Consider the following 23,886-nt stretch of genomic DNA (forward strand, 5'->3'; position numbering starts at 1 on the left):
AACCCGCCCCCTCCCCGGCCGCCGCAGCCAGTCTTCGCAGGGGGCGTCCGGCGCCCACGGCTCCCCCGGGCCGGGGGCCTGGGACGGCTCCCCACGGTGCGGGCGAGCGCAAGCCGCCGGACCGTCCTCTACGCATGGGGCTCCCCCGGACGGAGTCCGGGGGAGTACTCGGGCGGTCCGGCACCGCGGCGAGCGTGCGTGCCCGGGGGCACCGTCCAGCCTCCGGGCTGGGGGAGCCGTGGGCAGGGCGGCCTCTTCGAGGACGGGCCCTAGCGCCGGTGCGGCAGGCTGCGCTCGTCCAGTTCCCGCAGCACCCGGTCCACCACCTCAGGATCGGCCCCGGGCTCGCTGCGCGCGTCCAGCACCTCGTGCCGGGCCGCGGCGAGCAGCTCGCCGTAGAGCCGGTGGATGCGCCGCATCCGCTCGGCGCGCGCCGCCACGTTCTCGCGCCGCTCCTCTTCCGCGATCCGCGGCGAGATCCGGGCGCCGATGTCGTAGGCCCGCCGGGCGAGGGCCTCGGCGATCTCGTCGGGCAGGTCCTCGCCCTCCTCCATCTGCCGCAGCCGGTGCTTGGCGGCCCGCGCCGCGCGCACGGCCAGCTCGTGTTCGAACGCCTCCTCCGCGTCCCGGTCGGCCCGCACCCCGAGCCGCCCGGCCAGCCAGGGCAGGGTGAGCCCCTGGAGCAGCAGGGTCGCGATGACCACCGCGAACCCGATGAAGACGATGGCGCCGCGCTCGGGGAACGCCCCGCCGCCGTCCACGGTCAGCGGGATGGCCAGGGCCAGCGCGACGGACGCCACCCCCCGCATCCCCGACCACCACATCACGACGGTCTCCCGCCAGGTGAGCGGGATCTCCTCGGCGTAGTCGGTGCGCCGGTGCAGCCGCCTGGCCAGCCACGTCGCGGGCAGCAGCCACAGCAGCCGCACGCCGATCACGACGGCGAGCACCAGCGCGGCGGCGGGCAGCAGCTCGGCCCACCGGCCGCTGACCGAGCCGAGCACCAGGTGCAGTTCCAGACCGATCAGCCCGAACGCGACGCCCGTCACCAGCGTGTCCACCACCGCCCAGAAGCTCCGCCCGGTCAGCCGGCCGGTCACGTCGTCGGGGTCCGCGGCCCGCTCCCCCAGGTAGAGGGCGGTCACCAGCACCGCCAGCACCCCCGAGCCGAGCAGCTCCTCGGCCAGCGCGTACGCGGCGAACGGCGCCAGCAGCGTGAGCCCGGTGCGCAGGGTCACATCCCCCAGCAGCCCGGACAGCGCCGCCGTCGCCCAGCCGACGGCGGCGCCCACGACGAGGGCCACGGCGGCGGAGAGCACCAGCTCGGCCCCGGCGCGGGCGGCGGAGAAGCTGCCGGTCACGGCGGCGGTGACGGCCACGTGGTAGAGCGTGATGGCGGTCACGTCGTTGAACAGCCCCTCGCCCTCCAGGATGGACACCATCCGGCGCGGCAGCCCCAGCCGCCCGGCCACGGCGGTGGCGGCGACGGGGTCGGGCGGGGCGACTAGCGCGCCCAGCGCGATCGCGGGCGCCAGCGGCAGTCCGGGCACGGCGGCCTGGGCCACGGCGGCGACGGCCGCGGTGGTCACGAAGACCAGGGCGACCGCCAGCAGCAGGATCGGCCGGACGTTCGCCGTGAACTGCCGCCAGGACGTGCGCCGCACCGCCGCGTACAGCACGGGCGGCAGCACCAGCGGCAGGATGTACTCCGGCGGCAGGTCGACCTCGGGGACGAACGGCGGGAACGCGACCAGGATCCCGGCCACCGTCATCAGCACCGGCGGCGGCACCGACAGCCGCTCGCCCAGCGGCACCGTCACCACGGCGCCGAACAGCAGGAAGAACAGCAGGGAGAGCTGGTCCACGGGCCGGACCCGGCTAGGCGCTCTCGGCCCGCAGCGTCTCCAGCGCGAACCGCAGGTCCTCGGGGTAGTCGGTGGTGAACTCCACCCACCGCCCGTCGTCGGGGTGGGCGAAGCCGAGGCGGACCGCGTGCAGCCACTGCCGGGACAGCCGCAGCCGCGCGGCCAGCTTCGGGTCCGCGCCGTACGTCAGGTCCCCGACGCAGGGGTGGCGGAGGGCCGACATGTGCACCCGGATCTGGTGGGTGCGGCCGGTCTCCAGCTTGATGTCGAGCAGGCTGGCCGCGCGGAACGCCTCGACCAGGTCGTAGTGGGTGACGGACGGCTTGCCGTCCGCGGTGACCGCCCACTTGTAGTCGTGCTGCGGGTGCCGCCCGACCGGGGCGTCGACGGTGCCGCTGAGCGGATCGGGGTGGCCCTGCACCAGCGCGTGGTAGCGCTTGTCGACGGTCCGGTCGCGGAACTGCTGCTTCAGCCGGGTGTAGGCGCGCTCCGACTTGGCCACCACCATGAGCCCCGAGGTGCCGACGTCGAGCCGGTGCACGATGCCCTGCCGCTCGGCCGCGCCCGAGGTGGCGATCCGGAACCCGGCGGCGGCCAGGCCGCCGATGACGGTGGTCCCGCTCCATCCCGGGCTGGGGTGCGCGGCGACGCCGACGGGCTTGTTGACGACGACGAGATCGTCGTCGTCGTGCACGACCTCCATGCCCTCGACCGGCTCGGCGACGATCCGCACCGGCACGGCGGGCGCGGGCATCTCGACCTCCAGCCACGAACCACCGGTCACGCGCTCGGACTTGCCGACCTCGGCGCCGTCCAGCCGGACCTTGCCGGTCGCGGCCAGCTCGGCCGCCTTGGTGCGGGAGAAGCCGAGCATCCGGGCCAGGGCGGCGTCGACGCGCTCGCCCTCCAGCCCTTCCGGTACGGGCAGTGCGCGGGTCTCGGGAAGGGTGCTCACCTGATCGAGTATGCCGGACGGGACATCAGTCGCCGTGCACGGTGCCGTCGGGATCCAGGCCGCGGAAGGACAGCAGCACGATCAGGATGCCGCCGCACACGATCGCGCTGTCCGCGAGGTTGAACACCGCGAAGTACTTGGGGGCGATGAAGTCCACGACGTGGCCCTCCAGTACGCCGGGCGCGCGGAAGAGCCGGTCGGTGAGGTTGCCCAGGGCGCCGCCGAGCAGCAGCCCGAGCGCCACCGCCCACGGCGTGCTGTAGAGCCGCTTGGCGAGCCGGATGATCACCACGATCACGACGGCGGCGATGAGCGAGAAGACGACGGTCAGCGCCTCCCCGATGCCGAACGCGGCGCCGCCGTTGCGCACCGCCTCCAGCCGCAGCCACTCGCCGGCGATCTCGATCGGCTCCTCGTGCTCCAGCCACTCCACGACCATCAGCTTGCTGATCAGGTCGAGCACGTAGGCGAGGGCGGCGACTCCGGCGAGCACGGCGACGCGCCGCCGGCCGAGGCGCCGGGGGTCCCCGGGGCCCTCCCCGGCCGCGGCGGAGGCGCGGGGCGTGTCGCCCGCCGCATCCGCCCCGTCGTCGGGTGTCTCGATGGTCCGCTCCGCCTCGTTCACGGGATGAGGGTACGCCACGCCGGTGCGATCACCGGAAATGCGTCACAGGCGCCGTTCCTGCTTCTGCTTGCAGTCGACGCAGAGCGTGGCCCGGGGAAAGACCTGCATGCGGGCCTTGCCGATGGGGTGGGCGCAGGTCTCGCACAGCCCGTAGGTGCCCGCCTCCAGCCGGCCGAGGGCCCGCTCGGTCTGGTACAGCATCTCGCGGGCGTTGGTCGCCAGGGCCATCTCGTGCTCGCGGGTGACGTTCTTGCTGCCGGTGTCGGCCTCGTCGTCGCCCGCGCCGTCCCCCGAGTCGCGCATCAGCCCGGACAGCGCCGCCTCGGTGGCGCTGATCTCGCCGCGCAGCCGGTCGGCCTCCGCCGTCAGCCCGGCCCTGGCGTCGGCCACCTCGGCGGCGGTCCACGGCTCCTCGCCCGAGCGGACGGCCAGGCCGCCCGGACCGGCGGCCGCGGCGACGGGGACCGCCGCCATCGCGGCGGACGAGTCGTCGGCCGTGCTCTTCTTCGCAGCCACCATCTCCACTCCCGTCTTCCCGCCCTGCGGGGCCTCCGGCCGTCCTCCCACCACCCCGGAGGACGACATCTTTCGCATAGTGTGATCTTATACGCGCATCGTGACCGGAACGATAAGTCGACTCGGATCGCGCGGCAACGGGGCGCGCCGGTCTGCCTGGCTTGTGCCCAGCGCGGACCCGGCATAACCGGTCGTCGGGCCCCCGCGGCGGCCGTACACTGTGGGACAGCGAAAGGCGAGGACGGGGACGAGTAGCGTCGTCAGCAGCCACGAGCGACCCGGGGACGGTGTGAGCCCGGGGGCGAGCGCGGCGCGAAGATCACCCCGGAGCCGCCGGAAGAAAGCTCGGAGCGCGAGCGAGTAGACCCGGCAGTCGCGAACCCAATGAGGGGGTCGCGGGCGGCAGCACCGTCCCGGCCAAGGAGGGTGGTACCGCGGGAGCACGCGCTCTCGTCCCTCCGACGGAGAACGCCAGCCGCTGTCCGCCGGAGGACGGTCCGATGACCCAGTACCGCCACGTCCCTGCCCAGGTCGATCTGCCGCAGCTCGAGCACGACGTGCTCCGCCTGTGGGGGGACAACAAGACCTTCGCCCGCAGCCTGCGGCAGTCCGAGGGCCGCCCGGAGTGGGTGTTCTTCGAGGGCCCGCCCACGGCCAACGGCATGCCCGGGGCCCACCACATCGAGGCGCGGGTGTTCAAGGACGTCTTCCCGCGCTACAAGACGATGCGCGGCTTCCACGTCACCCGCAAGGCCGGCTGGGACTGCCACGGCCTGCCCGTGGAGCTGGCCGTGGAGAAGGAGCTGGGCTTCTCCGGCAAGCAGGACATCGAGGCGTACGGCATCGCGGAGTTCAACGCCAAGTGCCGGGAGTCCGTCACCCGCCACACCGACGCGTTCGCCGAGCTGACGACCCGCATGGGGTACTGGGTCGACCTGGACGACGCCTACCGCACGATGGACCCCGAGTACGTCGAGTCGGTCTGGTGGTCGCTGAAGGAGATCTTCACCAAGGGCCTGCTCGGCCAGGACCACCGGGTGGCGCCCTGGTGCCCCCGCTGCGAGACCGGCCTGTCCGACCACGAGCTGGCCCAGGGCTACGAGACGGTGGTCGACCCCTCGGTCTACGTCCGCCTGCCCCTGACGTCCGGCCCGCTGGCCGGCGAGGCCGACCTGCTGGTGTGGACGACCACGCCGTGGACCCTCGTCTCCAACACCGCCGTCGCCGCCCACCCCGAGGTCACCTACGCCGTGGCCACCGACGGCGAGAGCAGGCTGGTGGTCGCCGAGGCCCTGCTCGGCAAGGCGCTGGGCGAGGGCTGGACCGCCACCGGGCAGACGTTCACCGGCGCCGAGATGGAGCGCTGGAGCTACCGCCGCCCATTCGAGCTGGTCGACTTCGGCGGCGCGGGGGCGCACTTCGTGGTGACCGCGGACTACGTCACCACCGAGGACGGCACCGGACTGGTCCACCAGGCCCCCGCCTTCGGCGAGGACGACCTGCTGACCTGCCGCCGCTACGACCTGCCCGTGGTCAACCCGGTCCGCGCGGACGGCACCTTCGAGGAGGGCCTGCCCCTGGTCGGCGGCCAGTTCTTCAAGAAGGCCGACGAGGCCCTCGTCGCGGACCTCCGCGAGCGCGGCCTGCTCCTCCGGCACCTGCCGTACGAGCACAGCTACCCGCACTGCTGGCGCTGCCACACCCCGCTGCTGTACTACGCACAGCCGTCCTGGTACATCCGCACCACCCGGGTGAAGGAAGCCCTGCTGCGGGAGAACGAGAGCACCCGGTGGTTCCCCGAGTCGGTCAAGCACGGCCGGTACGGGGAGTGGCTGAACAACAACGTGGACTGGGCCCTGTCCCGCAACCGGTACTGGGGCACCCCGCTGCCCATCTGGCGCTGCGCGGACGGCCACCTCACGTGCGTCGGCTCGCTGGCCGAGCTGAGCGAGCTGAGCGGGACCGACCAGTCCGGCCTGGACCCGCACCGCCCGTTCATCGACGACGTCGTCCTGCCCTGCACCGCCGAGGGCTGCGCCCACACCGCGCGGCGCGTCCCCGAGGTCATCGACGCCTGGTACGACTCGGGCGCCATGCCGTTCGCCCAGTGGGGATACCCGCACCGCAACCGCGAGGTGTTCGCGAAGCGGTACCCGGCGCAGTACATCTGCGAGGCCATCGACCAGACCCGCGGCTGGTTCTACACGCTGATGGCCGTCGGCACCCTCGTCTTCGACAAGTCGTCGTACGAAACGGTCGTCTGCCTGGGCCACATCCTGGCCGAGGACGGCCGGAAGATGTCCAAGCACCTGGGCAACATCCTGGAGCCCATCCCGCTCATGGAGCGGCACGGCGCCGACGCGGTCCGCTGGTTCATGGCGGCCGGCGGCTCGCCCTGGTCGGCCCGCCGGGTCGGCCACGGCACCATCCAGGAGGTCGTCCGCAAGACGCTGCTGACGTACTGGAACACCGTCGCCTTCCAGGCCCTGTACGCCCGCACCTGCGGCTGGGCCCCCGGCGACGCCGACCCGGCGCCCGCCGACCGGCCGCTGCTGGACCGCTGGCTGCTCAGCGAGCTCAACGCGCTGGTGGACATGGTCACCACCGCGATGGAGGACTTCGACACCCAGCGCACCGGCAAGCTGATCTCCACGTTCGTGGACGACCTGTCCAACTGGTACGTCCGCCGCTCCCGCCGCCGCTTCTGGCAGGGCGACCCCGCCGCGCTGCGGGCGCTGCACGAGGCGCTGGAGACGGTGACCCGGCTGATGGCCCCGCTGGTGCCGTTCATCACCGAGCGGGTCTGGCAGGACCTGGTCGTCCCGGTCACCCCCGGCGCGCCTGACTCCGTGCACCTGGCGTCCTGGCCCGAGGCCGACCCGAAGCTGATCGACGCCGACCTGTCGCAGGACATGCTTCTGGTGCGGCGCCTGGTCGAGCTGGGCCGGGCCACCCGCGCCGAGTCCGGCGTCAAGACGCGGCAGCCGCTGTCCCGCGCGCTGGTCGCCGCCCAGGGCTTCGAGCTGCTCGGGGACGACCTGCGCGAGCAGATCGCCGAGGAGCTGAACGTCGCCTCCCTCGCCGCGCTCTCCGAGATGGGCGGCTCGCTCGTGGACACCACGGCGAAGGCGAACTTCCGGGCGCTGGGCCGCCGTTTCGGCAAGGGCACCCAGCCGGTGGCCGCGGCGATCGCCGCCGCGGACGCGGCCGAGCTGTCCGCCGCGCTGCGCGCGGGCACCGCGGCGGTCGAGGTCGACGGCGAGCGGGTGCCGCTGGCGCCGGAGGAGGTCATCATCACCGAGACGCCCCGCGAGGGCTGGTCGGTCGCCTCCGACGCGGGCGCCACGGTCGCCCTGGACCTGGAGATCACCCCGGAGCTGCGCCGGGCCGGCCTGGCCCGCGACATCATCCGGCTGATCCAGGACGCCCGCAAGAACAGCGGCCTGGACGTGGCCGACCGGATCGCGGTCCGCTGGCAGGCGGCCGACCCGGAGGCGGCCCGCGCCCTGGTCGATCACCAGGCGCTGATCAGTTCCGAGGTGCTGGCCACCGACTTCGCCGAGGGCACCGGGGACGAGGCCGACGGCTTCGGCGCCACGTTCGGGGACGAGGCCCTGGGCGTCACCTTCCGCCTGCGCCGGGCCTGAGAACAGCGGGGACACCACGGGACACAGGGGCGGGGCCCGGACCGACCGGTCCGGGTCCCGCCCCTCGCGTGACGCGTCACGACGCGCGACGCGTCAGTTGTCGTCCTCGTCGATCAGGAAGCCCCGCATCGGCGACGGCGCCTGCTGCATCGGCTGCGGGCCCTGCGGGCGCACCGGCGCCATCGGCTGCGTCATCGCCGGGGACATCTGCTGCTGCCCGCCGTAGGAGGGCGCGCCGCTCGGGCCGCCGTGACCGCCGTGGGTGCCGTGCCCGCCCATCGGCGGGGTCGAGCCGAGCGACTGGTGCCCGCCCATGCCACCGCCACCGGGGCCGGCCGGGGCGCCCGCCGACGCCAGCGAGGGCGAGGGGGACGGCGGCAGCGACGCGGCGGCCGGGGAACGCGGCGGGGCCAGCGAGTCGTCGGACTGGCTTTCGAGCTGACGGAGCTGGCTCTCCAGGTACGACTTCAGACGGGTGCGGTACTCGCGCTCGAAGCCGCGCAGGTCCTCGACCTTGCGCTCCAGCGTGGCGCGGGCGGACTCCAGCGAGCCCATCGCCACGCGGTGCTTCTCCTGCGCGTCCCGCTCCAGGGCGTCGGCCTTGGCCCGGGCGTCACGCTCCAGCCCCTCGGCGCGGCTGCGGGCCTCGCCGACGATCTTGTTGGCCTCGGAACGGGCCTCCGCGATGGCCTGGTCGGCCGTCTGCTGGGCGAGCGAGAGAACGCGCGCGGCGCTCTCGTTGCCACCGACCGGCTGCGGCTGCATCTGCTGGGGCATCTGCTGCTGCGGCATCTGGCCGGGGCCGCCGAGCCCGGGGCCGCCCATGCCGGGCAGGCCCTGGCCGCCGTGGGTGCCCATCGGCACCGGCGCGCCCGGGTGTCCCTGCGGGCCGGGGCCCATCGGGCCGCCGTGGCCCATGGGGCCGGGGCCGCCGGGGTGTCCCTGGGGACCGCCGGGACCGGCGGGGAGCTGGGGCGGCCCGCCCATCTGCTGCTGCTGGGGGCCGGGACCGCCCGGTATGGCCGACATGGGCCCGCCCGGCCGCTCCTGCGGCTCGGGCTTTCGCATGTTCTGCTGGTTCTGGGCGGCTGCCCGGGTGGCCGCGGCCAGCTTGGCGCGCAGGTCCTCGTTCTCCCTGAGCAGCCGGGTCAGCTCTGCCTCGACCTCGTCGAGGAAGGCATCGACCTCGTCCTCGTCATAGCCTTCTCGGAGACGGACGGTCGTGAACTGCTTGTTCCGCACGTCCTCGGGGGTCAGCGGCATCTCTTCACCTCAACGTAATTCGTCGGCATATCGGCAGACCGTACTCGTTCACAGCCTGGCCACGACGTTGATCAGGATGTAGACGATGATCATCAGTACGAAGAAGGACAGATCAAGCGCCACACCCCCGAAGCGCAGGGGAGGGATCGCCTTCCGCAGCGCTTTCAGTGGCGGATCGGTGACAGTGTAGGTGGCCTCAAGCGCGACCACCATCGCCTTGCCGGGGTTCCAGGACCGGGCGAACATGAAGACGTAGTCCATCACCAGCCGGAAGAGCAGCAAGCCGAGCAGACAGTACAAGGCAATCAGGATCACCTGTTGAACGATGCCCATCCTGCCTGTCCCTCTCCCCTTGCCTCACGCGTCCGGCCGGTCCACCGGAAGCTCTGCCTGTATTCCCGCTGGTCAGCGCTGCCTGTCGTCAGCTCTGGTTGAAGAACCCGCCCTCGGCGATCCGGGCCTTGTCCTCCGCCGTTACATCGACGTTAGCAGGCGACAGCAGGAACACCTTCTGTGTCACGCGCTCGATGCTGCCATGAAGACCGAAGACGAGACCAGCCGCAAAGTCGACAAGTCGCTTCGCGTCCGTGTCGTCCATCTCGGTCAGATTCATGATCACCGGAGTGCCCTCGCGGAAGTGTTCCCCGATGGTACGGGCCTCGTTGTACGTCCGGGGGTGGAGCGTCGTGATGCGGTACGGCTCCCTCTCGGACACGACCTTGGGCATGATCACCGGTGCGCTCTTCTCCACGTTCTGGCGGTCGGATGTGATGGAAGACACGGGAGCGATCCTCCCAGGCCGTCTGCTCTCCGTGAGGAGCGGAGCGGGGGTCGGCTCCGTCTCCCGCTGGGCCGGGGGATGCACGACCCGGACCGGCTCATCGGCCCGCTCGCGCGGCGGCGGCTCGTGCGCCGGCTGGCGCCTGGGCCTCTCGGGCTCCGGCTCCGGCTCGAACTCGTCGTCGGGGCCGTACCCCGGTCGGTCATAGCCGTCGTCCTCCACGAGGCCGAGGTAGACCGCCATTTTGCGCATAGCGCCAGCCATCGACTGCGTCCTCCGCTCTGCGGTGGATCGGCTCCGCTCTCCCGGCGGCGTGGATCCACGTAATCTGCCCGAAATTTCCGGGATTCACCATATTTTCGACTGTGGTCCCTCGCTTGGCGACGTTACCCGAGGGCGGCGCGGACTCCGAGTACCGCGCTGCCGACGCGTACGTGTGTCGCCCCGGCCGCGATCGCCGCCTCCAAGTCCCCGCTCATTCCCGCCGAGACCATCGTCGCAGCCGGATCGATCGCCCGCAGGTTCCTGGAGATTTCCATCAAACGCTCGAACGCCGCCCGGGGGTTCCCGGCAAGGACACCCGTCAGCGGCGCGACGGTCATCACACCCGCCAGCCGCAGGCCGGGCGCGGCGGCCACGGCCTCGGCCAACTCCCGCACGCCGCCGGGCGCCACCCCGCCCCGGCCGCCCTCCTCCCCGGACTCCTTCTCCAGCGCGACCTGCACGAGGCAGTTCAGGGGCGCGCGTGAGGAGTTCACCACCGCCGCCGAGAGCGCGGTGACGAGCCGCACCCGGTCCACGGAGTGCACCCAGTCCGCGTACCCGGCGACCGAGCGGGCCTTGTTCGTCTGCAACTGCCCGACGAAGTGCCAGATCAGGCCCAGTCCGGCGCACTGAGCCGCCTTGGCCGACGCCTCCTGGTCGCGGTTCTCGGCGAACTCCCGCACGCCCAGCTCCGCCAGCAGCCGGACGTCCTCGGCCGGATAGGTCTTGGTGACGACGATCAGGGTCACGTCCGCCCGTGCGCGCCCCGCCGCGTCACAAGCGCGGGTGATGCGCTCCTCCACCTGGGCGAGGTTCGCGGCCAGTTCGACCTCGCGCCGGGCCCGGCTCACGCGTCCACCCACACATAGGCGGCCAGCCGGCCCGTGGTCCCCTCGCGGCGGTAGGAGAAGTGGTCGGGCGATTCGAGGGTGCACACGGGCGAGAGCGCGACGTCCGTGACCCCGCACGCGGCCAACTGCTCCCGCACGCCCGCCGGAATGTCGATGGCGGGCGTCCCCCGGCGGGTAGTGGCCCCGCTGCCGGGCACCAGCCGCTCGGCCTCCCGGCGCATCTCCGCGGGCACTTCGTAGCAACGGCCGCACACCGTGGGCCCGGTGCGGGCGACGATCCGGCCCGGTTCGGCGCCCAGCGCGCGCATCGCGGTCACCGTCGCGGGCACGACGCCCGCCAGCAGACCGGGGCGTCCGGCGTGGGCGGCGCCCGCGACCCCGGCGACCGGGTCGGCCAGGAGCACGGGAGCGCAGTCGGCGGTGAGCACGGCGAGCGCGAGCCCCCGGCGGGCGGTGACGACGCCGTCCGCCGCAGGCGGCCCGTCCCCCGGCCCGGTGTCGCCGTCGGCGATGGCGACCTCCCGGCCGTGCACCTGGTTCATCCAGCGCACCCCGGCCGGGTCGAGGCCGAGCGCCTTGGCGGTCAGCTCCCGGTTGTGGCGGACGGTGGCCGGGTCGTCACCGACCGCGCCGCCGAGATTGAGCGTGTCATACGGAGCGGCGCTCGCCCCGCCCCACCGGTCGGTGAAGGCGAAGCGGGCGCCGCTGGTCGTGCTGTGGCGTTCTATCACTGAGGCCCGGCCTTGACTGCTGGGGTCATTTGAGGAAATCGGGCACGTCGAGCTCCTCGACCTGCCCGCCGTCGTAGGGGCGGGCCGAGGGGACCTGGGGGGTGCCGCCCTTCAGCGGCTCGCGGACCGGCTCGGCGGCGGGCTCCGGCGAACCGGCGGAGGTGTCGCGGTCGGCCAGCACGCCGGACTCGCGCGAGGGCAGCGTGCCGAGGCTGCCGAACGAGGGCCGCTCCGGCTCGGGGTCCGCCGGGGCGCGGTCCTGGGCGAGGGGGGCCGGGTCGTCCTTGGCCCCGTAACCGCCGAGCGCCTTGTCCCGGGTGCGGGCCGGCGGCTGGCCGCCGTCGAACCCGGCGGCGATCACGGTCACCCGGACCTCGTCGCCGAGCGCGTCGTCGATGACGGCGCCGAAGATGATGTTCGCCTCGGGGTGGGCCGCCTCGCTGACGAGCTGCGCGGCCTCGTTGATCTCGAACAGGCCCAGGTCGGAGCCGCCGGAGATGGACAGCAGCACGCCGCGGGCGCCGTCGATCGACGCCTCCAGCAGCGGGGAGGAGATGGCCATCTCGGCCGCGGCCACCGCGCGGTCGTCGCCACGGGCGGAGCCGATGCCCATGAGGGCCGAACCGGCCTCGGACATCACGGACTTCACATCGGCGAAGTCCAGGTTGATCAGGCCGGGGGTGGTGATGAGGTCGGTGATGCCCTGGACACCGGACAGCAAGACCTGGTCGGCGGACTTGAAGGCGTCCAGCACGCTGACCTGGCGGTCCGAGATGGACAGCAGCCGGTCGTTCGGGATGACGATGAGGGTGTCGACCTCGTCGCGGAGGCTGGCGATGCCGTCCTCCGCCTGGTTGGCGCGCCGACGGCCCTCGAAGGTGAACGGACGGGTGACCACGCCGATGGTCAGCGCGCCCAGGGAGCGTGCGATGTTCGCCACGACCGGCGCGCCTCCGGTGCCGGTGCCGCCGCCCTCGCCCGCGGTGACGAAGACCATGTCGGCGCCCTTGAGCACCTCCTCGATCTCCTCCCGGTGGTCCTCGGCAGCCTTGCGACCGACGTCGGGGTTGGCGCCCGCGCCCAGACCGCGGGTGAGCTCACGGCCGACGTCGAGCTTGACGTCGGCGTCGCTCATCAGGAGCGCCTGCGCATCGGTGTTGATCGCGATGAACTCGACGCCCTTGAGACCGACCTCGATCATCCGGTTGATGGCGTTCACGCCACCGCCGCCGATTCCGACGACCTTGATGACTGCGAGGTAGTTCTGCGGTGCTGCCACGTCGAAGGCCTCTCGCCTCGATTTACGTGTCGCCGCTCCGCGAGTGCCGCAGTGCGCCGACTGATGCCGATGGGGCGGGCGGATAAGCCGCCCCGAACCCTAACGCCCAAGTTTAGGGTTACCTGTGCTTGCCGTTCCTTGGAATCCTCGGAACGGACACTAAGTCGACAAGTGGTACGCGTTCAACGAACACGCCGAACCTCCTGTTTTTCTTTTCACCCTATGTGATCACGCGCGGGGCGCGTCAACCTCCCACCACCGCAGGGGCACTGGGCACACTGACGTCGAAGTGGCGGGCGTCCCGGGCCGCCTGCATGACTACGCCGAGTGCCTCGGCCTTGGCCGCCGAGTCCTCCGCACTCCCCCACCGCACGGTGCGGTCGCCGGACAACTCCAAGGTGATGGAGTCGTACGAGGTGACCCGGATGACGCGGGTGTCGCGGCGGACCGACTCGGGCAGGGCCGCGGCCACCCCGACCGCCTCGCGGCGGACGCGGTCCTCGCCGAACCGGCGGGTGCTCGGGCTGTCCTCCAGGTCGAGGTCGAGCAGCGGAACACCCGCCACGGCCTCGTCCACCTCCCCGAAGCGCACGCCGTCGGCGTCCACCTCGGCGTAGCGGTCGCCGTCCGGGATCAGCACCTCGGCTTCGCGTTCGCGCACCTTCAGCGAGACCCCGTTCGGCCAGCCGCGGACCACGTCCACCGACGCCAGGCGCGGCAGTTCCGCCAGCATCCGGTCGGCCACGGCCTCCTGGTCCAGCGAGGCCAGCGGGGTACCCAGGGAGATACCGGCGGCGGCCACGATCTGATCCTCCGTCAGCCGCCTGGGGCCCTCGGTCCAGTGCACCGAGACCCGTTCCACCCGCAGCCAGTCCGAGCCGTACAGCACCCAGGTGCCGAAGCCGCCCACCAGCAGCGTCAGCGCGAGCACGAGCAGCAGCAGCCGGGGGCGCCTGGGGAGCGGGCGCGGCCCGCGCCGGGGCCGCCGGGCGGACGGCGGCGGGCCGGAGTCCGGCTGACGCCGCTCACCGCCGCGCTGGGCGGTCGTCGCTCCGGCCACGCTCCCTCATCTCCCCGGGTTCCGCGGCTACGCCCTGCGCGCCGCGATCGCTTCGTGCACCATGCCGAGCAGCAGCTCGTCGGCGTCCCTGCGGCCGAACTCGGCGGCGGCGCGGGACATCGACAGCAGCTGTCCGGGATCGGTGAGCACCGGAAGGACAGCGCTCCTGACCCAGTCCGGCGTCAGCTCCGCGTCGTCGACCAGCAGTCCGCCGCCGGCCTTGACCACCGGCTGGGCGTTCAGCCGCTGTTCGCCGTTGCCGATCGGCAGCGGAACGTAGGCGGCGGGCAGCCCGACGGCGGAGAGTTCGGCGACGGTCATCGCGCCCGCGCGGCAGAGCATCATGTCGGCCGCGGCGTACGCGAGGTCCATGCGGTCCACATACGATAGCGGGACGTAAGGCGGCATTCCGGGCATGGTGTCGACCTGCGGCAGTTCGTTCTTCGGGCCGACCGCGTGCAGGACCTGGACGCCGGAGCGCTGGAGCTGGGGCACGACCGCCGCGACCACCTCGTTCAGCCGCCGGGCGCCCTGCGAGCCGCCGGAGACCAGCAGCGTCGGCAGGTTGAGGTCGAGGCCGAAGAACGCGCGGGCCTCGTGCCGCATGGCCGAGCGGTCCAGCGTCGCGATCGAGCGGCGCAGCGGGATGCCGACGTAGCGGGCGTGCCGCAGTTTGCTGTCCGGGGTCGAGACGGCGACGTACTTCGTGTACCGCGAACCGATGCGGTTGGCGAGCCCGGGGCGCGCGTTGGCCTCGTGCACCACGATCGGCACGCGCAGCCGCTTGGCGGCCAGGTAGCCGGGCAGCGCGACGTAGCCGCCGAAGCCGACGACGCAGTCGGCCTTGGTGCGCTCCAGGATCTCCTCGGCGGCCTTGACCGTGCCGCGCAGCCGGCCGGGCACCGTGATCAGCTCCGGCGTCGGTTTGCGCGGCAGGGGCACGGCGGGGATCAGGCCGAGTTCGTAGCCGCGCTCGGGCACCAGCCGCGTCTCCAGGCCGCGTTCCGTGCCGAGGGCCGTGACGCCCGCCGTCGGATCGTGCCTGCGCAGGGCGTCCGCGAGGGCGAGCGCGGGCTCGATGTGGCCGGCGGTCCCCCCGCCGGCGAGGACAACATGCACCGAATTTCACCGCTCTCCGGACAGCGCTCTTCTCACGCGCCGTCCCATCGTCTTCCATCTCGGCCCGGGTCCCCGCATGGCCAGGGCGGCCCTGGCCGCCGGCTCGCTGCGCGCGAACGCGATCAGCAGTCCGACGGCGAACAGGGTGGGCAGCAGGGCCGAACCCCCGTAGGAGAACAGCGGCAGGGGCACTCCGGCGATGGGCAGCAGGCCCAGCACCGCGCCGATGTTGATCACGGTCTGCACCATGAGCCAGGCCGTCACCCCTCCCGCGGCATACCTCACGAAGGGGTCCTCCGTGCGTCCGGCCACGCGGATACCCGCATAGCCTAGAGCCGCGAAGAGGGCGAGCACCGACAGCGTACCCGCCAGGCCGAGCTCCTCCCCGGTGATGGCGAAGATGAAGTCCGTGTGGGGCTCCGGGAGTTCACCCCATTTTTCCACACTGGCCCCGAGCCCGGAACCGAACCATCCGCCCGAGGCCAGGGCGTAGATCCCGTGGACGGCCTGCCAGCACCGGTCGTTCTCGCCGGGCTCGGTGGCGCCCATGCAGGCGAGCCGGTCCATCCGGTGCGGGCTGGTGGCGATGAAGAGGGCGCCCAGCACGGCGGCGGCGGCCAGCGCCCCGGAGAACAGCCGGGTGGGGGCACCGGCCAGCCACAGCAGGCCGAACAGGATGGCCGTCAGGATCATCACGGTGCCCATGTCGCCGCCCACCATGACCAGGCCGCAGACGAGCAGCGAGCCGGGCACCAGCGGGACCAGCAGGTGCCGCCACTGCGTCAGCAGCCGCTTGTCGCCCTTCCTGGCCAGCAGGTCGGCGCCCCAGAGCACCAGCGCCAGCTTGGCGAACTCGCTGGGCTGGAGCTGGAACGAGCCGCCGATCGCGAGCCAGTTGGTGCTGCCGTTGACCTCGACGCCGATGCCGGGCACCTGGACCAGGAGCAGCAGCACGACGGTGAGGGCGAGGAATGGGTAGGTGAGGGCGCGCAGCAGCCGGACCGGGATCCGGGAGGCCACGAACAGCAGGCCGGTGCCCAGCACGGCGGCGAGCAGCTGCTTGCGGAAGTAGAACGTGGCGGGCAGGTCGTAGCGGAGCGCCTGGATCTGGGAGGCGGAGAAGACCATCACCAGGCCGAGCAGGGTGATGAGCAGACCGGTGCCCATGATGACGTAGTAGGCGGTCAGCGGCCGGTCCCACGCCCGGCGCGCGCGGACGACGAACCGGGGCGGGCGGGGGGCGCGTACGCGCAGGGGCGCGAACGCCCGGCGCGGGGCGGGCGGCACCCGCCGGCGGGTGCCCGGGGGCCGGGTGACGCCGCTCCTCGCCGCGGCGGGCGGCGTCGCCCGGTGGTCAGCCGTCATCGTCGGCCCCTCCTTCGTCCCGCGCCGGCGGGTCCGCGGGCTACTGCTCTTCTCGTGCCAGGTCGCGGACGGCGGTGGCGAAGGCGTCGCCGCGCTCGGTGTAGTTCGTGAACATGTCCATCGAGGCACAGGCCGGAGCCATCAGGACGGTGTCCCCCCGGTGGGCGAGCCGGGCCGCCTCGCGCACTGCCGCCGCCATCGCCCCAGTGTCGGTCCGGGCGAGGTCGACGACCGGGACATCCGGCGCGTGTCGCGCCAGGGCCTCCGCGATCAGGTGCCGGTCGGCGCCGATCAGGACCACGCCCCGCAGCCGCCCCGCGGCGCCCGCCACCAGCTCGTCGAACGTGGCGCCCTTGGCCAGCCCGCCGGCGATCCACACGACCGGCTCGTAGGCGTGCAGGGACGCCTGCGCGGCATGGGTGTTGGTCGCCTTGGAGTCGTCCACGTAGGCCACGCCCGCCACGTCCGCGACGTGCGCGATCCGGTGCGCGTCGGGGCGGAAGGCGCGCAGACCGTCCCGGACCGCCCGCGGCTCGACGCCGAAGGCGCGGGCCAGGGCGGCGGCGGCCAGGGCGTTGGCGATGTTGTGCGGGGCGGGCGGGTCGACGTCGGAGACCTCGGCCAGCTCCTGGGCCGTGCGGCGCCGGTCGGGCACGAAGGCCCGGTCGACCAGGATGCCGTCCACGACACCGAGTTCGGACAGGCCGGGGGCGCCCAGCGTGAAGCCGACGGCCCGGCAGCCCTCGGCCACGTCGGCCGCGCGGACCAGCGCCTCGGTGGCCGGGTCCGCGCTGTTGTAGACGCAGGCGACCCGGTTGCCCTGGTAGATCCGGCCCTTGTCGGCGGCGTACGCGGCCATCGAGCCGTGCCAGTCGAGGTGGTCGGGCGCGAGGTTGAGCACGGCCGCCGAGTGGGGGCGGACGGAGGGCGCCCAGTGGAGCTGGTAGCTCGACAGCTCCACGGCCAGCACGTCGTGGGGCGGGTCGGCCAGGACGGTGTCGATGATCGGGGTGCCGATGTTGCCGACGGCCTCGGTGCGCAGGCCCGCCGCCCGGAGGATGGCGGCGAGCATCCGCACGGTCGTGGTCTTGCCGTTGGTGCCGGTGACGGCGAGCCACGGCGCCGCGTTCTCGCCGCGCAGCCGCCAGGCGATCTCGACGTCCCCGACCACCTCCACGCCCGCCGCCCCGGCGGCGGCGAACAGCGGGCTGTCCGGCCGCCAGCCGGGCGAGGTGACGACGAGTTCGGTGCCCTTCGGCAGCGTCGCGCCGTCGCCGAGCGCGGCCTCGACGCCGTCGGCGGCGAGGCCGGCGGCGAGGGCGCGCTGCCGCTCGCCGTCGCCCGCGTCCACGACGGTGACCAGGGCGCCGAGCCGGGCCAGGGCGCGGGCGGCGCTGACCCCGCTGACGCCGAGACCGGCGACGGTGACCCGCCGGCCGGTGAAGGACGGGCCCGCGGTCACCAGTCCGCCACCCACGTGCCGTAGAAGATGCCGATGCCGACGATGACGCACATGCCCTGGATGATCCAGAACCGGACCACGACCAGCACCTCGCTCCAGCCCTTCAGCTCGAAGTGGTGCTGGAGCGGCGCCATCTTGAACACCCGGCGGCCGGTGAGCCGGAACGAGCCGACCTGGATGACCACCGACATCGTGATCAGGACGAACAGCCCGCCGAGGACGGCCATCAGCAGCTCGGTGCGGGAGACGATCGCCAGGCCCGCCAGCGCGCCGCCGAGGGCGAGGGAGCCGGTGTCGCCCATGAAGATCTTGGCGGGCGAGGTGTTCCACCACAGGAAGCCGAAGAGGGCGCCCATCAGGGCGGCGGCGACGACGGCGCCGTCGAGCGGGTCGCGCACCTCGTAGCAGGAGGGCCCGCCGGTGACCATCTCGGAGCAGGTCTGGCCGTACTGCCACACGCCGATGAAGACGTAGGCGCCGAAGACCATGACGGACGCGCCGGTGGCCAGGCCGTCCAGACCGTCGGTGAGGTTCACGCCGTTGGACATCGCCAGGATCATGAACAGCGCCCAGACCACGAAGAGCACCGGTCCGATGCTCCACGCGAAGTCCTGCGTGAACGACAGGTGCGTGGAGGCCGGGGTGAGCTGGCGGCCGTCCTCGAAGTTCAGCGAGAGGATCGCGAACGTCACGCCCACGATGAACTGGCCCAGCATCTTCGCGCCGGCCCGCAGGCCCAGGCTGCGCCGCCGGACGATCTTGATGTAGTCGTCCAGGAAGCCCACCAGGCCCATGCCGGCCATCAGGAACAGCACCAGTAGCCCGGAGATCGTGGGCTGTTCACTGGTCATGACCTTGGTCGCCGCGTAGGCGATCAGCGTGGCCAGGATGAACGCGATGCCGCCCATGGTGGGCGTGCCGCGCTTGCTGTGGTGGTCGCGGGGACCGTCGTCGCGGATGTACTGGCCGTACCCCTTGCGGGCGAGCAGCTTGATGAGCAGCGGGGTCCCGATCAGGGTCAGGAAGAGTCCGATGACACCGGAGAAGAGGATCTGCCTCATCGGGCGGCGACCTCGCCATCGGCGGCTCCCGCCGCGTCGCCCGCGAGCTGGATGGCCACGCGCTCCAGGCCGACCGCCCTGGACGCCTTCACCAGCACCACATCCCCCGGCCTCAGCTCACCGCGCAGCAGCTCGACCGCTGCCTGAGCGTCGGACACGTGCACCGACTCCTCACCCCACGAACCCTCGTTCTTGGCGCCCATGTCGAGCCAGGCGGCCTCCCGGCCGCCCACCGACACGAGCCTGCTGACGTTGAGCCGGACGGCGAGCCGCCCGATCGCGTCGTGCTCGGCCAACGCATCGTCGCCGAGCTCGGCCATCCGGCCGAGCACCGCCCACGTGCGGCCCCCCCTGGCCCGGGCGGCTTCGCCCATGGCGGCGAGGGCGCGCAGCGCGGCCCGCATGGACTCGGGGTTGGCGTTGTAGGCGTCGTTGACGATGGTCACGCCGTCCGCTCGCTCGGTGACCTCCATGCGCCACTTGGAGAGCGGGCCCGCGGCGGACAGTGTTTCGGCGATCGCCGTCGCGGACATGCCTACCTCATGCGCCACAGCGGCAGCGGCAAGCGCGTTCGACACGTGGTGCTCACCGTACAGGCGCATCGTCACATCGGCGTACCCGGTGGGGGTGTTGAGGCGGAACGTGGGGCGGCCGTCCGCCGTCAGACGCACGTCCTCGGCGCGGATCGCGGCCTCCTCGGCCTCGCCGAAGAGCAGCGTGCGGGCGGTCGTGCGGGCGGTCATGGCGCGCACCAGCGGGTCGTCCGCGTTGAGCACGGCCACGCCGCCGTCCGCGGCGGACGGCAGGGCCTCGACCAGCTCGCCCTTGGCGGTGGCGATGGCCTCGCGCCCGCCGAACTCCCCGATGTGCGCGGTGCCCACGTTGAGCACGACGCCGATGCGCGGCGGCGTCAGGGTGGTCAGGTAGCGGATGTGGCCGATGCCGCGGGCGCCCATCTCCAGCACCAGGTAGCGGGTGGACTCCGTGGCGCGCAGCGCGGTCAGCGGCAGGCCGATCTCGTTGTTGTACGAGCCGGGGGTCCAGACGGTCTCGCCGGCGCGCTCCAGGAGCTGGGCGATCAGGTCCTTGGTGCTGGTCTTGCCGGCGGAGCCGGTGAGCGCGACGACGGTGGTGCCCAGGCCCGCGACGACGTGCCGGGCGAGCGCGCCGAGCGCGTCGGTCACGTCGTCCACCACGACCGCGGGCACGCCGACGGGACGGGTGGCCAGCACGGCGGCGGCGCCGGCGGCGACCGCGGCGGCGGCGAAGTCGTGGCCGTCGACGTGCTCGCCGGACAGGGCGGCGAAGAGTGAGCCGGGCTCGGTCAGCCGGGAGTCGATGACCACGGGCCCGGTGACGCGGGGTGGCGGCTCCGGTATGTCGTGCGGCTCTCCCCGCACGACCGTGATGAGCTCAGCAACGGAAAGGGGGATCACTGCAGCGGGCCTCGCCTGGCGTCGGTTCTCGGGGACGGGTGGGCATGCGAGCCGCGCTCGATGGCCGCGCGCAGCTCCTCACGGTCGTCGAAGGGCCGGATGACTCCGGCGATGTCCTGGCCCCGCTCGTGTCCCTTGCCGGCCACCACGACGGTGTCGCCGGGCTCGGCGCGGGCCACGGCGGCGGCGATGGCGGCGGCGCGGTCCTCCTCGACCAGCACGGTGCCGCGCTCGTGGGCGGGGACCTCGGCGGCGCCGGCGAGCATCGCGGCCAGGATGGCGAGCGGGTCCTCGGAGCGGGGGTTGTCCGAGGTGAGGATGGCGGTGTCGGCCAGGCGGGCCAGGGCGGCACCCATGAGGGGGCGCTTGTGGGGGTCCCGGTCGCCGCCGCAGCCCAGGACGGCGTGCAGCCGGCCCCGGGTGACCTTGCGCAGGGCGCGGAGCACCGATTCGACGGCGTCCGGCTTGTGCGCGTAGTCCACGACGGCGAGGTACGGCTGACCCGCGTCGACGCGTTCGAGGCGGCCGGGGACGCCGGGGAGGGCGGCGATGCCCTCGGCGGCGGCCCGGGGGTCGACGCCCGCGACGGCGAGGGCGGCGAGCGCGGCGAGGGTGTTGGCGACGTTGAACGCGCCGGGCAGCGGGGCTTCGGCCGGGAAGCGGAGGCCGTCCGGGCCGAGGACGGTGAAGCGGGAGCCGAGCGGGCCGGACTCGATGTCGGCGGCGCGCCAGTCGGCGTCCGGGTGGCCCTCGGCGGAGAAGGTGGTGACCGGGACGCCGGCCTCGCGGACGAGCCGCCGGCCGTGCTCGTCGTCGCGGTTGACGACGCCGGCGCGGGCCCGCTCGGGGGTGAACAGCCGGGCCTTGGTCCGGAAGTAGTCCTCCAGGTCCCGGTGGAAGTCGAGGTGTTCGGGGCTGAGGTTGGTGAAGACGGCGACGTCGAAGACGCAGCCGTCGACGCGGCCGAGGGCCAGGGCGTGGCTGGAGACCTCCATGGCGACGGCGCGCACGCCGCGTTCGCGCATGACGGCGAACAGGGCCTGGAGGTCGGTGGCCTCGGGGGTGGTGCGCTCGGACTTGACGCGCTCGTCCCCGATGCGGGTCTCGACCGTGCCGATCAGCCCGGTCCCGCCCGCGCCCGGCGCGTCCCCGCCGTCGCCGGCCCCGCGTTCCTTCGCGGCCTCCTCGGCGGCCCGGCGCAGCCCGGCCTCGATGAGGTAGGTCGTCGTGGTCTTGCCCGAGGTGCCGGTGACGCCGATCTGGAGGAGGTCGCCGCCGGGGTCGCCGTAGACGGCGACGGCCAGCGCGCCCATCACGCCGCGCGGGTCGGCCACGGTCAGCACGGGCAGCCCGGTGGCGGCGGCGCGCTCGGTGCCCGCGGCGTCGGTGAGCACGGCGACGGCGCCGAGCCCGGCGGCCTGGTCGGCGAAGTCCGCGCCGTGCAGCCGGGCCCCGGGCAGCGCCGCGTAGAGGTCGCCGGGGCGGACGGCGCGCGAGTCGTGGGTGATGCCGGTGACGGGCTCCCCGCCGCCCCCGGCGGGGTCCCGCACGCCGAGCAGCCGGGCCAGCTCCGCCAGCGGCACCGGCCGGACGTGCCGGGGGCGCGGCGCCTGGTGGGACTGATCAGCGTGTGACACGGCGGTGAGCGTACCGGGCGTGCCGGGGGTGGGGCGAAACGAGGTTGACCCGTCGGTGATGGTTCTCACGTGCGCTTGGCTCCGCTCGTCAGGCGTCGGGATCGAAGGTGACCGGCAGGCCGGAGAATTCCTCGCCGGTGGGGGGGATCTGGAGGGCGGCCAGGGAGAACCGCATGACCTCGTTGAAGACCGGGCCGCACACGCCGCTGCCGGTGTAGCCGCCGGCGGTGGGGTTCTGCACGACGCAGTAGACGGTGACGCGGGGGTCGTCGGCGGGCGCGAAGCCCGCGAAGGACGGGGTGTAGCCCGCGTAGCGGCCGGTCTCGGGATCCACCCGGTTGGCGGTACCGGTCTTGCCTGCCACCCGGTAGCCGGGGATCTGGGCGGCGCTGCCGGTGCCCTCGGGGCTGGCGACGACGGTCTCCAGCATCTGGGTGAGCTGGTGGGCGGTGTCCTCGCTGACGACGCGGGTGCGCTCCGGCTCGGGCGCCGGCTCGTACTGCCCGTCGGGGCCGGTGGTGCCGCGCACCAGGGTGGGGGTGATCCGCTCGCCGCCGTTGGCGATGGTCGAGTAGACCGAGGCGGCCTGGACGGCGTTGACGGACAGGCCCTGGCCGAACGGGATCGTGTACTGCTGGGAGGCGTCCCAGTCCTCGGGCGCGGCCAGGATGCCGGGCGTCTCGCCGGGGAAGCCGAGGCCGGTGGGCTGCCCGAAACCGAAGGCGCGCAGGTAGGAGTACAGGACCTCGTTGGCCTCGGGCTGGGTGTCGCCCAGCTCCTCGGCGGCCAGGATGGTGCCGATGTTGCTCGACTGGGCCAGGACGCCGGCGAGGGTGAGGTAGAGCGTCGGGTGCTCTTCGTGGTCGGCGAAGTTGCGGTCGGCGCGCGGCAGCCGGTTGGGGACGGTGACGTGGGTGTCGGGGGTGGCCGCCTGCTCCTCCAGCACGGCGGCCATGGTGATGACCTTGCTGGTGGAGCCCAGTTCGAAGGCGTCTTCGAGCGCGGGGTTGCCCAGGCCCTCGGCGTCGGCGTCCGCGATGTCGTTCGGGTCGTAGCCGGGCGCGCTGGCCAGGGCGAGGATCTCGCCGGTGGTGGTGTCCTGCACGACGACGTAGCCGCCGTCGGCCTCGGACTCCTCGACCTGCTCGGTGATGGCGTTCTGGGCCGCCCACTGGATGTCCCGGTCGAGGGTCAGCTCCATGTCGGTGCCGGGGACGGCCGGCTGCTCGTCCTCGCCCGCGGTGGGCACGCGCCGGCCGCCGGACTGCGCGTAGGTGATGGTGCCGTCCTCGCCGGAGAGCTGCGCGTCGTACTGGGCTTCGAGCCCGCCGCCGCCGTGGCCCTCGCTGTTGACGAAGCCGAGGACGGCCGCGGCGAGTTCCTCGTTGGGGTAGACGCGCTTGCTGTTCTCCTCGGCGAAGACGCCGGCGAGGACCTGGGTGCCGGTGCCCTTGGCCTCCTGCTCGCTGAGGTTGTTGCGCAGGTCCTGGATCTGGCGCCAGGTCTGCGGGGTCTGCTGGCGGGCGAGGACGGCGTAGCGCGAGCCGGCGTCGTCCAGGAGGTCGGCCAGCTCCTCCTGGTCCCGGTCGAGGATGGGCGCGAGGAGGGCCGCGGCCTGTTCGGGCGCGTCCGCGACGCCGGTCTCCTGCTCGGTGAAGAGGAGGGGGTCGGCGGTGATGTCGTAGGAGTCGACGGTGGTCGCCAGGGCCGTGCCGTTGCGGTCGGTGATGTCGCCGCGCTGGGCGGCCAGCGGCACCGTGACGTACCGGTTGAGGGCCGCCTGCTCGGCGTACGTGGCGGCGCCGACCGCCTGCACCTGGACCAGGCGCACGCCGAAGGCCAGCATGATCAGCGTCAGCGCGAAGCCGATCATGCGCAGGCGGGGGCGCGGGCTGCCCAGGCGGAGCGCCGCCGGGGCGGCGGGACCGGTGGTGCGGGCCGCGCGGGGGGCGCCGGGCCGCACCACCGG

General features: G+C 73.3%; 19 protein-coding genes. 1 reads left to right on the forward strand and 18 read right to left on the reverse strand.

The features are described 5' to 3' along the window. Window positions 1-269: 269 nt before the first annotated feature. The 4 genes from ACSNOC_RS20225 to ACSNOC_RS20240 are packed head-to-tail and all read right to left on the reverse strand — an operon-like array spanning window position 270 to window position 3,964. On the reverse strand, window positions 270-1,865 hold the full coding sequence (locus tag ACSNOC_RS20225) for a Na+/H+ antiporter (protein WP_436748918.1): 1,596 nt from the start codon (window positions 1,863-1,865) through the stop codon (window positions 270-272). Window positions 1,866-1,878: 13 nt separating this feature from the next. Next, the gene (locus ACSNOC_RS20230) at window positions 1,879-2,820 is read right to left on the reverse strand and encodes an RluA family pseudouridine synthase (protein WP_436748919.1); all 942 of its coding nucleotides are present in this window, start codon (window positions 2,818-2,820) and stop codon (window positions 1,879-1,881) included. Between the two features lie 25 nt (window positions 2,821-2,845). Then, window positions 2,846-3,445 carry a signal peptidase II gene (lspA, locus tag ACSNOC_RS20235; protein ID WP_436748920.1) on the reverse strand — a complete coding sequence of 200 codons (600 nt, stop codon included), beginning with the start codon at window positions 3,443-3,445 and terminating at the stop codon, window positions 2,846-2,848. A 42-nt stretch (window positions 3,446-3,487) separates the two neighbouring features. Continuing rightward, window positions 3,488-3,964, reverse strand: a complete 477-nt coding sequence (locus tag ACSNOC_RS20240) for a TraR/DksA family transcriptional regulator (protein ID WP_436748921.1) — start codon at window positions 3,962-3,964, stop codon at window positions 3,488-3,490. 497 nt (window positions 3,965-4,461) lie between these two features. On the opposite strand from ACSNOC_RS20240, the gene ileS reads away from it, so the two are divergent. Continuing rightward, a complete protein-coding gene (ileS, locus tag ACSNOC_RS20245) occupies window positions 4,462-7,608 on the forward strand; it encodes an isoleucine--tRNA ligase (protein WP_436748922.1) in 3,147 nt (1,048 codons plus the stop codon). 93 nt (window positions 7,609-7,701) lie between these two features. Here the strand turns inward: ileS and ACSNOC_RS20250 are convergent, their stop codons facing one another. The 14 genes from ACSNOC_RS20250 to ACSNOC_RS20315 form a co-directional block, all read right to left on the reverse strand. Next, complete coding sequence (locus ACSNOC_RS20250; protein ID WP_436748923.1) at window positions 7,702-8,871, reverse strand: DivIVA domain-containing protein; 1,170 nt, start codon at window positions 8,869-8,871, stop codon at window positions 7,702-7,704. Between the two features lie 48 nt (window positions 8,872-8,919). Further along, on the reverse strand, window positions 8,920-9,204 hold the full coding sequence (locus tag ACSNOC_RS20255; RefSeq protein WP_436748924.1) for a YggT family protein: 285 nt from the start codon (window positions 9,202-9,204) through the stop codon (window positions 8,920-8,922). Window positions 9,205-9,292: 88 nt separating this feature from the next. Continuing rightward, a complete protein-coding gene (locus ACSNOC_RS20260) occupies window positions 9,293-9,916 on the reverse strand; it encodes a cell division protein SepF (RefSeq protein WP_436748925.1) in 624 nt (207 codons plus the stop codon). Between the two features lie 122 nt (window positions 9,917-10,038). Continuing rightward, window positions 10,039-10,767: a YggS family pyridoxal phosphate-dependent enzyme gene (locus ACSNOC_RS20265; protein WP_436748926.1), complete on the reverse strand. Its 729-nt coding sequence runs from the start codon at window positions 10,765-10,767 to the stop codon at window positions 10,039-10,041. After that, complete coding sequence (pgeF, locus tag ACSNOC_RS20270) at window positions 10,764-11,498, reverse strand: peptidoglycan editing factor PgeF (protein ID WP_436748927.1); 735 nt, start codon at window positions 11,496-11,498, stop codon at window positions 10,764-10,766. The genes ACSNOC_RS20265 and pgeF overlap by 4 nt, the downstream gene beginning before the upstream one ends. Before the next feature lie 25 nt (window positions 11,499-11,523). Next, window positions 11,524-12,777 (reverse strand): cell division protein FtsZ, encoded by a 1,254-nt coding sequence (gene ftsZ / locus ACSNOC_RS20275; RefSeq protein WP_436748928.1) that lies wholly within the window; start codon window positions 12,775-12,777, stop codon window positions 11,524-11,526. 244 nt (window positions 12,778-13,021) lie between these two features. After that, window positions 13,022-13,837 (reverse strand): cell division protein FtsQ/DivIB, encoded by an 816-nt coding sequence (locus ACSNOC_RS20280; protein WP_436748929.1) that lies wholly within the window; start codon window positions 13,835-13,837, stop codon window positions 13,022-13,024. Between the two features lie 27 nt (window positions 13,838-13,864). Then, a complete protein-coding gene (murG, locus tag ACSNOC_RS20285) occupies window positions 13,865-14,956 on the reverse strand; it encodes an undecaprenyldiphospho-muramoylpentapeptide beta-N-acetylglucosaminyltransferase (RefSeq protein ID WP_436748930.1) in 1,092 nt (363 codons plus the stop codon). 6 nt (window positions 14,957-14,962) lie between these two features. Beyond that, complete coding sequence (gene ftsW / locus ACSNOC_RS20290; RefSeq protein WP_436748931.1) at window positions 14,963-16,321, reverse strand: putative lipid II flippase FtsW; 1,359 nt, start codon at window positions 16,319-16,321, stop codon at window positions 14,963-14,965. A gap of 40 nt (window positions 16,322-16,361) precedes the next feature. Further along, window positions 16,362-17,783: a UDP-N-acetylmuramoyl-L-alanine--D-glutamate ligase gene (gene murD, locus ACSNOC_RS20295; RefSeq protein ID WP_436748932.1), complete on the reverse strand. Its 1,422-nt coding sequence runs from the start codon at window positions 17,781-17,783 to the stop codon at window positions 16,362-16,364. Next, window positions 17,780-18,844: a phospho-N-acetylmuramoyl-pentapeptide-transferase gene (gene mraY / locus ACSNOC_RS20300; RefSeq protein WP_436748933.1), complete on the reverse strand. Its 1,065-nt coding sequence runs from the start codon at window positions 18,842-18,844 to the stop codon at window positions 17,780-17,782. The genes murD and mraY overlap by 4 nt, the downstream gene beginning before the upstream one ends. Next, complete coding sequence (locus tag ACSNOC_RS20305; RefSeq protein ID WP_436748934.1) at window positions 18,841-20,280, reverse strand: UDP-N-acetylmuramoyl-tripeptide--D-alanyl-D-alanine ligase; 1,440 nt, start codon at window positions 20,278-20,280, stop codon at window positions 18,841-18,843. The genes mraY and ACSNOC_RS20305 overlap by 4 nt, the downstream gene beginning before the upstream one ends. Beyond that, on the reverse strand, window positions 20,277-21,986 hold the full coding sequence (locus tag ACSNOC_RS20310) for a UDP-N-acetylmuramoyl-L-alanyl-D-glutamate--2,6-diaminopimelate ligase (protein WP_436748935.1): 1,710 nt from the start codon (window positions 21,984-21,986) through the stop codon (window positions 20,277-20,279). Before ACSNOC_RS20310 ends, ACSNOC_RS20305 begins: the two co-directional genes overlap by 4 nt. Window positions 21,987-22,005: 19 nt before the next feature. After that, a partial coding sequence (locus ACSNOC_RS20315) for a peptidoglycan D,D-transpeptidase FtsI family protein (RefSeq protein WP_436748936.1) occupies window positions 22,006-23,886 on the reverse strand: 1,881 nt, incomplete at its 5' end.

It is taken from the genome of Streptomyces sp. URMC 129 (genome assembly GCF_051386415.1).
Classification (GTDB): Bacteria; Actinomycetota; Actinomycetes; order Streptomycetales; family Streptomycetaceae; genus Streptomyces.

What these genes read in the sequence shown, in the direction of transcription:
- mraY (WP_436748933.1), bottom strand. Translation starts at nt 18,844, where the DNA reads ATGAGGCAGATCCTCTTCTCCGGTGTCATCGGACTCTTCCTGACCCTG.
- ACSNOC_RS20240 (WP_436748921.1), bottom strand. Translation starts at nt 3,964, where the DNA reads ATGGTGGCTGCGAAGAAGAGCACGGCCGACGACTCGTCCGCCGCGATG.
- ftsW (WP_436748931.1), bottom strand. Translation starts at nt 16,321, where the DNA reads ATGACGGCTGACCACCGGGCGACGCCGCCCGCCGCGGCGAGGAGCGGC.
- ACSNOC_RS20260 (WP_436748925.1), bottom strand. Translation starts at nt 9,916, where the DNA reads ATGGCTGGCGCTATGCGCAAAATGGCGGTCTACCTCGGCCTCGTGGAG.
- ACSNOC_RS20250 (WP_436748923.1), bottom strand. Translation starts at nt 8,871, where the DNA reads ATGCCGCTGACCCCCGAGGACGTGCGGAACAAGCAGTTCACGACCGTC.
- ileS (WP_436748922.1), top strand. Translation starts at nt 4,462, where the DNA reads ATGACCCAGTACCGCCACGTCCCTGCCCAGGTCGATCTGCCGCAGCTC.
- ACSNOC_RS20255 (WP_436748924.1), bottom strand. Translation starts at nt 9,204, where the DNA reads ATGGGCATCGTTCAACAGGTGATCCTGATTGCCTTGTACTGTCTGCTC.